At 51.6% G+C, this 11,565-nt stretch carries 9 protein-coding genes and 1 riboswitch; all 9 genes read left to right on the top strand.

The window, feature by feature from the left end; translation table 11 throughout:
* The first annotated feature begins 53 nt into the window (after positions 1-53).
* A riboswitch (SAM riboswitch) is annotated at positions 54-198 on the top strand.
* A 216-nt stretch (positions 199-414) separates the two neighbouring features.
* Positions 415-1,644, top strand: a complete 1,230-nt coding sequence (mtnK, locus tag ACLIN2_RS25355) for an S-methyl-5-thioribose kinase (RefSeq protein WP_092273255.1) — start codon at positions 415-417, stop codon at positions 1,642-1,644.
* The gene (gene mtnA, locus ACLIN2_RS25350) at positions 1,641-2,681 is read left to right on the top strand and encodes an S-methyl-5-thioribose-1-phosphate isomerase (protein WP_122961240.1); all 1,041 of its coding nucleotides are present in this window, start codon (positions 1,641-1,643) and stop codon (positions 2,679-2,681) included. The genes mtnK and mtnA overlap by 4 nt, the downstream gene beginning before the upstream one ends.
* 214 nt (positions 2,682-2,895) lie before the next feature.
* Positions 2,896-4,536, top strand: coding sequence for an ABC transporter substrate-binding protein (locus ACLIN2_RS25345; protein ID WP_411502492.1), 1,641 nt, complete (start codon positions 2,896-2,898; stop codon positions 4,534-4,536).
* Between the two features lie 22 nt (positions 4,537-4,558).
* A complete protein-coding gene (locus tag ACLIN2_RS25340; protein WP_328210725.1) occupies positions 4,559-5,038 on the top strand; it encodes an OsmC family protein in 480 nt (159 codons plus the stop codon).
* Between the two features lie 251 nt (positions 5,039-5,289).
* Positions 5,290-5,853 carry a GNAT family N-acetyltransferase gene (locus tag ACLIN2_RS25335; protein WP_411502491.1) on the top strand — a complete coding sequence of 188 codons (564 nt, stop codon included), beginning with the start codon at positions 5,290-5,292 and terminating at the stop codon, positions 5,851-5,853.
* A gap of 240 nt (positions 5,854-6,093) precedes the next feature.
* Complete coding sequence (locus ACLIN2_RS25330) at positions 6,094-7,836, top strand: ABC transporter ATP-binding protein (protein ID WP_092273269.1); 1,743 nt, start codon at positions 6,094-6,096, stop codon at positions 7,834-7,836.
* A gap of 21 nt (positions 7,837-7,857) precedes the next feature.
* Positions 7,858-9,954 carry an ABC transporter ATP-binding protein gene (locus tag ACLIN2_RS25325; RefSeq protein ID WP_411502490.1) on the top strand — a complete coding sequence of 699 codons (2,097 nt, stop codon included), beginning with the start codon at positions 7,858-7,860 and terminating at the stop codon, positions 9,952-9,954.
* A 41-nt stretch (positions 9,955-9,995) separates the two neighbouring features.
* Positions 9,996-11,174 carry an MFS transporter gene (locus tag ACLIN2_RS25320; RefSeq protein WP_400584739.1) on the top strand — a complete coding sequence of 393 codons (1,179 nt, stop codon included), beginning with the start codon at positions 9,996-9,998 and terminating at the stop codon, positions 11,172-11,174.
* A 175-nt stretch (positions 11,175-11,349) separates the two neighbouring features.
* A complete protein-coding gene (locus ACLIN2_RS25315; RefSeq protein WP_175530573.1) occupies positions 11,350-11,487 on the top strand; it encodes a hypothetical protein in 138 nt (45 codons plus the stop codon).
* Positions 11,488-11,565 lie beyond the last annotated feature (78 nt).

The following is an 11,565-nucleotide window of genomic DNA, read 5'->3' as shown; positions in this document are numbered from 1 at the left end:
TCAGGTAGAGGAATGTATGATTCAAACTAAATTCAAAACTGCATACGTTGGATACCTTATCCAGAGAAGGTGGAGGGACTGGCCCGATGATACCCGGCAACCGACACGACGCTTTTCAGACGTTCGAGACGACTGATGCATAGGCGACGTGCACGGTGCTAATTCCTGCAGAAACAAAAGTAGTCTGGAAGATAAGGGGGACAAGGGCACGTTTCTCTATACGTGACGATCGCGACCTCTTTTCTTCGGGAAAAGAGGTCTTTTTGTTCAGTAAGAATTTATAAGATTCTTAGCCAGTATAAGTGCAACTATGGCTCCACCGCAAAGCTTGGCGGAGCCAAGCTTTCTAATATGACATCGCTTGGACCAGCCTACTGGAAATAGACAAAAATCGGCAAAGGGGAGACAGGAATCATGGCATACCGTGCATTGACAGAACAGGAAGCAGTGGAGTACGTGAAAGCATTGCCAGGGCTTTTTACCGAGGGAGCTACGCTAGTCAGCAGTGAGATTGGTGACGGCAACCTCAATCTGGTGTTTGACATTCGAGAGGAAGCGACAGGAAAAAGCGTGATCGTGAAGCAAGCTCTTCCTTATGCTCGCGTGGTAGGGGAGTCCTGGCCACTGACGGTAGACCGTGCGCGCATCGAGAGCGAGGCACTCCGTCTCCAGCACAAATACGTACCGGATCTCGTACCGGAAGTGTATCACTTTGACCAAGAGCTGGCGTTGACCGTCATGGAAAACGTGGGTGACCATATCATCATGCGCAAAGGCTTGATCGAGGGCAATCGCTATCCGCTGTTCGCCAAGCAGATTGGGAAATTCCTCGCGCACACGCTATTCTACACCTCTGATTTGGGGGCCAGCCCGTACGATAAAAAAGCGCTCGTCGGAACATTCTTGAATCCGGAATTGTGCAAAATTACGGAAGATCTGGTGTTTACTGATCCTTATGAAAATGCGCCAACGAACGACTTCAATCCTTTGATTCAAAAGGAAGTCGAAGCAATCTGGGAAAACAAGCCGCTCAAGCTGGAAATCGCAAAGCTGAAATTTGACTTCCTCACTCGAGCAGAAGCGCTGCTGCACGGAGACCTGCATACCGGCAGCATCTTCATCACACCGACCAGCATGAAAGCGATCGACCCTGAGTTTGCTTACTACGGACCGATCGGCTTTGACATCGGTGCAGTCATTGCCAACCTGCTGCTCAACTACGCAGGTCAGCACGGATTGCAAAAAGACCAAGGAGAACGCGAATCTTATCGCGAATACTTGCTTACAACGGTGGAGGATGTCTGGAATGAATTCGTCTCCCAGTTTGTGCAGCTTTGGCACAAGCAGGCAAAAGAGCGCAGCGCACATGTGGAAGGCCTGTGGCAAAGCTATGTGAACCGTCTGATCCAGGATACCGCAGGCTTTGCAGGCTGCAAAATTTTGCGCCGCGTGATCGGATTGGCTGGTGTCGCTGACTTGAACAGCATCGAGGACGTTCAAGTTCGTGCCGAAGCAGAGCGCTTGGCACTCGCTATCGGGGAAGCACTGATCCTCGGACGCCACAATCTGGAGGAGTCCACGGACATTACGGACCTCGTCCGCACCGTAACAGCAAGATTTTATCAGGAGGCAACGACCGTATGACAACAAGTACACAACTCGCGCCAGTCAAATGGGAGGATGATGCTCTCGTCCTGCTCGACCAGACGCGATTGCCTGTAGAAACCGTTTATTTGACACTGACTACTGCAGAAGAAGTATGGGCATCCATTCGCCACCTGCAGGTACGCGGAGCGCCTGCGATCGGCATGGCTGCAGCTTATGGACTGTACCTTGGTGTTCGGGGCAGCGAAGCGGCTACGAGCGAAGCGTTTGCCAAGGATTTGTTGGCAACGGCAGAATATTTGGGAACGTCTCGCCCGACTGCGGTCAACCTGTTTTGGGCACTTGACCGCATCAAGGCGCGGATCCAGCAAGAAGGCGACAAGGCGACCCACGAGCTGAAGGCGGCGGTTCTCGATGAGGCACTGGCGATCCAGCGCGAAGATGCGGAAGTATGCCGGACGATCGGTGAGCATTTGCTGACCTTGCTGCATGATGGCATGGGCATTCTCACACACTGCAATCCTGGTGCGCTGGCAACAGCTGCATACGGAACGGCGACTGCGCCATTCTATTTGGCAAAAGAGCGCGGATGGGATCTGAAAGTATACGCGGATGAGACTCGCCCGGTTCTCCAAGGTGCTCGTCTCACGGCATTCGAGCTGCAGCAGGCAGGAATCGATGTCACGCTGATCTGCGACAACATGGCGGCGATGGTAATGGCACAAGGAAAAGTGGAAGCCGTTATCGTCGGAACTGACCGTGTGGCGGCGAACGGGGACGTGGCAAACAAGATCGGGACCTATGGCGTTGCTGTTTTGGCGAAAGCGCATGGCATTCCGTTTTACGTGGCAGCCCCACTTTCCTCGGTAGATCTGGAAACCGCAACAGGTGCGGATATTCCGATCGAGGAGCGTCCAGCCGAAGAAATTACCCACGGCTTGGGCAAACAGGTAGCTCCGGACAACATCAAAGTGTACAATCCGGCATTTGATGTGACGCCGGCCGAATACATTACGGCAATCGTGACCGAAACCGGCATATTCAAGCCGCAGGAAATCGGCAACAGCAAAAAATAGCTTCAATAGAGAGACACCTACTTCCATGCATGGAGGTAGGTGTTTTTGTTGCAAAGGAGTAGCGAAGCTCGGTTTGCGAATAGATTAAGGAAGTGATTGACATTGCGGATATCTGTATTATAGTAGTATCAAAGATTAAATCCGATTAATTACATATGATTAATTTGATTAAAGATAAAGATACAAATAGCAAACATACAGGGGGAAGACAGGGATGAAAAAGTTGCTACAGCCAGTAGTTGCCGTACTTGTTTCTTTAACAGTAATGGTGAGCGGATGCTCCTCTTCCGGGGAAACAGCCAAGCCAGCTTCAACCGATCAAAAGCCAGCGGAGGAAAAATCCAGCGCCAAAATGGTCAGCATCGGTGTTTTTAATCCGCCCATCTCTTTTAATCCCCTGATCAGCTCCCGGGACTTGTCTTCGGCAGAGCTGGGTACTTTGCTATTTGAACCCTTGATCAATCGGATCGAGCCACTGCAATTTTTGCCGCAGCTTGCCGAGTCCTTTGATACGACAGATAAGCAAACCTATACGGTCAAGCTGAATCCGAATGCCAAGTGGACGGATGGCACTGCTGTTACGACGGAGGACGTGGCTTATACACTTGCGCTGATCGCCAACCCGAAGGTCGAGTCTACGCTTGGCTCATCGATTGCTTTTCTAGAGGGAGTCGGACCAGACGGGAAGCTGCCAGAGGGGCAGACGGAAATATCGGGCTTGAAGATCGTCGATGCGCAAACCTTTGAGCTGCGTGCCAAAAACCCAACGGATCCGAACATGATCAAGGAGCAGTTCGGTATGAAGTTCAAGGCACTGCCCAAGCACGTTCTCAAGGATGTGAAGCCTGAGGAGCTGGTGAAGCATCCCTTTATGCAAAAACCGAACGTAACCAACGGAGCCTTCACACTCGTGAAATATGAAAAGGATCAGTACGTCGAATTCGCAGCCAACAAAGCGTATTACCGCGGCGCTCCTAAGCTGGACAAAATTTTCGTGAAGATCATGCCGGGAACAAACCTGGTTGCCCAGCTGCAAAGCGGAGAGATCGATATGAACTACGGACTCGGCATCGGTAATGTGCCGGATCAGGACTATGAGCTGCTGGGGAAAAATGAGAATCTTCGTACAAAGCTGGAGCCGCAGGTAGGGATTCAGGCAATGATGTTGAATACAAAAACCATTGAAAATGGAAAGGTACGCCAGGCCATCGCTCATGCCATCAACCGTCAGTTGATCGTGGATAACCTGATGAAGGGCAACGCGGAGATCTTCGATGGTCTGTACCCGTCACTGAGCGCCTACCAAAATAAAAGCCTGCAGCCGATCCCGTTCGATACGGGAAAGGCAAAGAGCTTGCTGCAAGAGGCAGGCTGGGATAGCAATAGAGAGCTTACCTTTGTCGTCCCAACAGGCAACCAGATCCGGGAGCAGTCCGCTCAGATCATCGCCGAAAATTTGAAGGCGGTAGGGATCAAAGCGAAAATTACGAAGTACGATTTCGCGACCGTCAGCCAGAAGCTGCGCAAGCATGAGTTTGACCTGGCATTATCGGGCTTGTACATGAATATTGACCCGGATTCGTCTGCTTATTACCACAGCGAGGGCCTCAGCAACTCTTCTGCCTACGTCAACCCGGAAGTAGACATACTGCTGGAGCAAGGAAAAGCAGAGGCGGATGAAAAACGCAGAAAAGAAATCTACGATCAAGTCCAGGCAATCGTACAGCAGGATGTTCCGCTTCTGACGCTCTATTACAACCCGGCGTTGGTCGCGATCAATAAACGCGTTATCAAAGGAGAGCCACGTCTTTTCGGAACCACTTATGATGTGCAGGAGTGGGACGTGAAAGAATAGGAGAAGAGGGGAGCGGATCAATATGGCAGCAACGGTGAAAAAACAGATGAGTGTACGTACGCAGTGGAAAGGAAAGCTTCAGTTTGAGGCGACAGGACCGAGCGGGCATCCCCTGCTGATGGATTCCAGTGTGGCGCTGGGAGGAGAGGGGGCGGGCAACAGCCCGTTGGAGCTGATCCTCGTTGGCTTGACCGGATGCATGGGAATCGGTGTGACCAAGCTGCTGGAAAAAATGAGACAGTCACCCGAGGCGATCGAAATCGTGGCAGACGGCGCGCGAGGAGAGGAAGTTCCCCACGCCATCACGGAAGTTCACCTCACCTTCCATGTGACGGGAGAGGTAGCGCCTTCCCGGATCTGGCAGGCGGTGAAGCTGGAAGCCGAGCAATATTGCCCGGTGGCTGCTTCCTTGAAAGCAGCGATCATCCCGCATGTCTTTATTAATGGAAGTGAAATTCCGGAGCCGCAAAGCACGGAGCAAGAGGAACTGCCAGAGGCATAAGTGACAGATGAATAAGAGGCGGCTATCGTAGACTTGTAGATAAAGTCTGAGATAGCCGCTGTTTTATTGCCCGTCGCCGCGGTACTGACCGTAGCTCTTTACTTGCGGAATGTCAGGTTTTTCTTGTCATAGGAGTCTTTATCATATGCACACGCAGAATCTTGCCAAACGAATGGCCCTGTCCCATAATCGAGCGTAAGAACAAAAGACAGAATCGACCGAATAAAGAGACGGGCTAGGAGGGGAAGCATATGCGACGAATTCGTATGACAGAGGATGCAGTGCTCAGACAACTGGAATTGGCAGATGCTGAGGAGATGTTTTGGCTGACAGATACCAATCGTCCCTATTTACGGGAATGGCTGCCATGGCTGGATTATACGAAGCGCGTCGAGGATACGGCGCAGTTTATCCAGATGACGATCAACCAGCACAACAACAATCAAGGAACACACTATGGCATCTGGTACAAAGGACGCTTGGCGGGGACGTTGGGTGTTCATAATATCGACTGGATCAATAAAAAGACAACGCTTGGCTACTGGCTGGGTGCACAATTCCAAGGAAACGGCTTAATGACGACGGCAGTTGCCGCTTATACGGATCAGCTCGTTTTCACCTCGTGGGGTCTGGAAAAAATCACGATCATGGCCGCTACCGAAAATTACAAAAGCAGATCCATTCCAGAAAGGCTAGGGTTTCAGCTGGAGGGCGTTCTGCGTAGAAACGAGTATTTGTACGATCATTTCGTCGATCATGCGGTCTACAGCTTACTGCGCTCTGAATGGAAGAATCTTGCCCAGGAAAAAAGCTAGATTGACAAGGAAAATTCAGTAAATTACGATGGAGAAAGGAAGAGGGGTTGCCGTAAAAGCAGCCCCCTTTTTTCTACGTGTAGGAATTTATAAGCGTAATGCTTATGAATTCTGGAGCGCATGGAAACTTTCCGCTAAAACGCGGTCGCTCCTCCTTGAACAGGCCTCGATAGAGGTTTTCTTACGTAGCGGAAAAGAGGCAATCGATGCAGAGGTTGCTTGCGAGAAGAGGTGAAAGACGTGCGGACACTGCGGCAATTATCTTGGTTTTTTAAGGCTCATTGGAAGCGATATGCATTTGGTATCGCCTTTTTGTTTCTCATTGACATTCTTGTTCTCCTGCCGCCGCGATTAATCGGAAATACGGTGGACTCCATTCGGAACAGTACGTTGACGGGCACTGAATTGACGAAAACAGTCTTCATCTTATTGGGACTGGGCGTCCTACTGTACGGGATGCGCTACATGTGGCGGTATCTTTTGAATGGCGGGGCGTTAATCTTGGAAAAGACATTGCGGGAGAGGCTCTTCTCACATCTGACCCGAATGACGCCTTCTTTTTACAACCGAAAGCGGAGCGGTGACCTGATGGCAGTAGCCACCAACGACATACCCAATATTGAACAGACTGCGAGTACTGGCGTGCTGACGCTGGTAGATTCGCTGTTTATGACGCTTTTGACACTCGTTGTGATGCTGACCGCCATCGACTGGAAGCTCACGCTGGCAGCCTTGATTCCGATGCCTTTTTTGGCTTGGTCGACTGCTTATTACGGCAGGCTTTTGCATGAGCGCTTTTACTTGGCGCAGGAAGCATTTGGCGAAATGAATGACCACGTCCAGCAGGCAGTTTCCGGAGTACGGGTACTGCGTGCCTTTGTTCAGGAGAAAGCGGACGTGGAAGCCTATCGCCGTGTGAGCGAAAAAACGCTGGAACGAAACGTGAGCGTCTCGAGGATCGACGCCTTGTTCGAGCCAACCATCGCCATCATAATTGGCTTCAGCTTTTTGATCGGGCTGGGCTATGGAACGTATCTCGTCATTACCAGTGCCATTTCCCTCGGTGACCTAGTAGCGTTTAATTTGTACCTAGGGCTTTTGATCTGGCCGATGTTTGCCTTTGGCTGGCTGGTCAATGTGCTTCAGCGTGGGGGAGCATCCATGAAGCGTCTGTCGGAGCTGTTCGTGGAGGAGCCTGATGTCGCGGAGCAAGAGCACCCGGTTACCTCGGTAGTGTCCAATACCGTCGAGGCGCGCCATTTTTCCTTTACCTACCCAGGGACGGATAAACCAGCACTGCGTGACGTGACCTTTACGCTTCGAGAAGGAGAGACACTCGGCATTGTCGGACGCACAGGCAGCGGGAAATCAACGCTTTGCCGCTCGCTCCTGCATCAATATCAGATGGAGGCAGGCTCGCTTTTCATCGGCGGAGTGCCGATTGAGTCCATGTCGTTAACTGCCCTGCGGGAGAAGATCGGCTATGTTCCACAGGAGCACTTGCTCTTTTCGCGCAGTATCGCGGCAAACGTGGCGTTTGGCAAACCAGGGGCTACCAAAGAGGAGCTGTTGAATGCGCTGAAGCTGGCAGAGATGGGAAGCGACCTGTTGCAGTTCAGGGACGGCGTGGAAACGATGGTCGGGGAAAAGGGAGTGACGCTATCTGGCGGGCAAAAACAGCGGATCTCTATTGCCAGAGCTTTGCTATTGAATGCAGATATTTTGATTTTGGATGATTCCCTGTCGGCAGTCGATGCGCGAACAGAAGAAAGCATCCTGCGTCACTTGCGTCAGGAGAGAGCCGGTAAAACAACCATCATCACGGCGCACAGACTCTCAGCGGTTCAGCATGCCCAACTCATTCTCGTGCTGGACGAGGGGAAAATCATCGAAAGAGGTACCCACGAAGAGCTGATGCAAATTAACGGCTGGTATGCAGAGCAGTTCAGACGTCAGCAGATGGAGCAGGATGTCGCCGGTTAGGGACAGGGAGGAGAGCCGTTCATGAGCGGGCAAAAGGTAGGGAAACGGCTGGTTGATTTTGCGAAACCGTTTCGGAAACAGATTTTCGGTGCGCTGCTTTTGCTCTTGCTTGGCACCAGTGCAGAGCTGGCGGGCCCATTTTTGGCGAAGGTGCTGATCGACAATCACATTCTCGCGATACAAAAGCCTTGGTATGAATACGGAGAGCTTCCCCAGGCCGCTGCGAATGTAGCGGTTTCGGTGGACGGCAAGTACTACGTACGGCAGGATTTGCTCCAAGAGGCAGGTGTGAGCCCACAAGCTACACAGGCGAAACCGGTGAGCATACTGGCGGAAGGAACCACCTATTATCTCGTACATGGGGCTGTGAACCCCAATGCGGAGAAGAAGATGACAGCTTTACCTGCAGAAAATGGGCGTGAACGAGTAGAAGTAGTCACAAACGATGGAACAGAAGGAACGGGCACGACTTTGACAGGGGTTCGTCTGACATCTGAGGAAGTAAAGTCGATGTATCAAAGCGAGTTTTCGCCGATTATTTGGCTGTCTGTAAGCTACGGCGTGCTCATTTTGCTCTCGGCCGGGTTTAACTACGTTCAGATTTTAGCGCTGCAAACGATCGCCCAGCGCATCATTCAGCAGATGCGGATGAAGCTGTTCATCCATTTGCAAAAGCTGCCGGTTTCCTTTTTTGACAAGACGCCGGTAGGTTCGCTCGTCTCCCGTGTCAGCAATGATACCGAGGCGATTCGCGAGCTGTACGTCAGCGTGCTGGCTACCTTTGTACAAAACGGCATCTACTTGATCGGGATTCTCGTGGCGCTTTACATTTTGCAGCCCGAGCTTGCCTTGATCAGCTTTTTGACCGTTCCTGTGCTGGTGGTGCTTGTCATGGTCTACCACAAATACAGCTCCCGCTATTATGCGATTATCCGTGCAAGGCTCAGTGACATGAATGCGACGATTAACGAGATGATCCAGAATATGGCGATTGTTCAAGCGTTCCGACGGGAAAAAGGCGTCCAGCAGGAGTTTGCGGATGTGAACGAAGAGTATTTCAAGGTGAAGCTGAAGGAGAACAACATCGAGTCGCTGCTGCTCAGACCTGCCGTCGATCTGATTTGGAAGGTAACACTGACACTGATCGTCTGGTATTACGGATCGACCTCTTTCCACAGCGCCATTTCCTTTGGGGCCTTATTCGCTTTCGTCGATTACATGGGACGTTTCTTCGAGCCAATCAATATGATCATGAACCGGCTCTCGCAGCTACAGCAAGCCACGATCTCGGCAAAACGTGTATTCGACATCCTCGATACGGAGCAGGAGATACAAAAAGGTACACCCAATCAGCCCATTGAACGGCCAAAGGGAGAAGTCGTCTTTGATCAAGTATCGTTTGCCTACACAGGGGACGAATACGTGCTGAAGAACGTCTCGTTCACGGCGAAGCCTGGGCAGACGATTGCTTTGGTTGGCCATACGGGCTCGGGGAAAAGCTCGTTGATGAACCTGCTGCTCGGTTTTTATGCCGTCACGAATGGCAAGATTTTGATCGATGGCAAGGACATGAGCGAGATTGATACGCAGGCATTGCGACAGCATGTGGGACTGGTGCTGCAGGACCCGTTTTTATTTACGGGCAGCATCGGCTTTAATATTCGCATGTACAACGAGGCCATCACAGACGAGGTCGTCCGAAATGCTGCAGAGGCTGTGCGGGCCGACGAGTTTATCCGCCAGCTTCCGGGCGGGTATGACGAGCCAGTGGTAGAACGAGGCATGACCCTCTCGGCAGGTCAGCGTCAGCTCATCTCCTTTGCTCGGGCCTTGGCAGCGGATCCAGCCATTTTGATCCTGGATGAGGCGACTGCGAGCATCGACAGCGAGACTGAGTCGGCGATTCAGGAGGCCTTGCATGTCCTGTCGCGCGGACGTACGACTTTTATCATCGCCCATCGCTTGTCGACGATCCAGCATGCGGATCAGATCCTGGTGCTGTCTCGAGGAGAGGTCGTTGAGCGGGGAACGCATGAAGAACTGATGGCACAGGATGGCTTGTATCAAAAAATGTACCAGCTACAGCTGGGCCATGCATCCGTTACAATGAAGGGATAGGGAACGGAGAGCGATTACAGATAGAGAGGAGATCAACACCGATGTCAGCCTCGCGATACACCTTTTGGGTGTTGATTTTAGTGGTAGCGATTGCTGGATTGAGCCAGGGATTATCGATTCCACTACTGGCAGTATTGCTAGAACAACAGGGCATCTCTTCCCTGGTAAACGGGCTCAATGCAGCAGCCCTGTATATCGGGATGGTTTTGATTTCGCCATTTATGGAGATTCCGCTACGAAAGCTTGGCTATCGTACAACGATTATTTGTGGTCTGGTCTTGGTGACCATAGCGACTGCGCTGATCCCGCTTTTTTCTCACTTGGCGGTTTGGTTTGTGCTTCGTTTTCTGATGGGGGTAGGCGACTCTGCCTTGCACTACTCCAGCCAAATGTGGGTTACGAAAATATCTTCCCCAGAAACCCGTGGACGCGATCTCTCCGCTTATGGATTGGCGTACGGGGTAGGCTTCAGCGCAGGGCCTCTGGGCTTGAATCTGCTGCCGCTTGGACTGTGGGTGCCGTTTGGAATGCTGCTCATCTTGTACGCGGTAGGTTTTTTCCTGCTCGCACGGATGAAAAACGATTATCCGGAAGTGATTGTCCAGACGGAAAAGAAGGAAAACAAGTATGCAACCGTATTGCGAATCGGCTGGCTGGCCTTGATTCCATCCTTTTTATACGGGTTTATGGAGACATCCCTGAACGGCAGCTTTCCGGTTTACGCATTGCGCACGGGTATTTCCCTCGAGTGGGTATCGATTATCCTTCCATCCTTTGTCGTGGGAAGTATCTTGCTACAAATGCCGTTGGGGACGCTGAGCGATCGACTGGGGCGCAAACGAGTCATGACCGTCTGTGCCATCATCGGGGGAATTGCCTTTTTCCTGTTCCCGTTGTCGGGCGAAAACGTATGGTTCATGATGCTGCTGCTCGCCATCGCGGGAGCGGCAGTCGGGTCCTTTTATTCACTGGGTCTGGCTTTTGCCGCTGACATTTTGCCGGCTTCCATGGTACCGACTGCAGGGATCATCGCAGCGATCAACTTTGGCACAGCAAGCATCCTCGCTCCCAACGTAAATGGTGTCTTGATGGAATGGTGGGAGCCGTGGACGATATTCTGGCTGATGGGAGCTTCTTTGCTGGTGTTTGCTGCTGCTTGTCTGGCGGCCCGCAGAGGCACAGCACAGAAGCAGCAGGTTCCATTGCCGCTGGAAAAGTAAAGGAACACGCAAGAGGGTGTCTTTCTCCGGGAGGAAGGCGCCTTTTTTTGTAGAAAAGCTCGTCCTATTGCAAAAAAATAGCAGAAAAAAGGGGAAGAAAGAATAAACGGGCACAGGGGTGGGAAGCGTAAGAATAGGAATAGTAAGATCGCAAAGTTTGGAAGGGGTTGACCCGATGCTTACTCCGTCTGTTTTTAAGCGGGGTCTCGTTTGGATCTTGTTTTTCGTGATCAGTCTGGTGCTTATTCCGTTCTTTTCCGATGACAGCCCGACGCCGCCCGCTCCTGCTGCCACTAAAGTAACGGTGCAATAGACAAGGCAAAAAACTCTCCCGATGCTTGGGGGAGTTTTTTGTTGGGGCCAAGTTTTCTAGGCATGAAATCGGCACATA

It is taken from the genome of Brevibacillus centrosporus (assembly GCF_046622605.1).
Classification (GTDB): domain Bacteria; phylum Bacillota; class Bacilli; order Brevibacillales; family Brevibacillaceae; genus Brevibacillus; species Brevibacillus centrosporus.
This window is presented reverse-complemented; position numbering and strand designations above follow the sequence as displayed.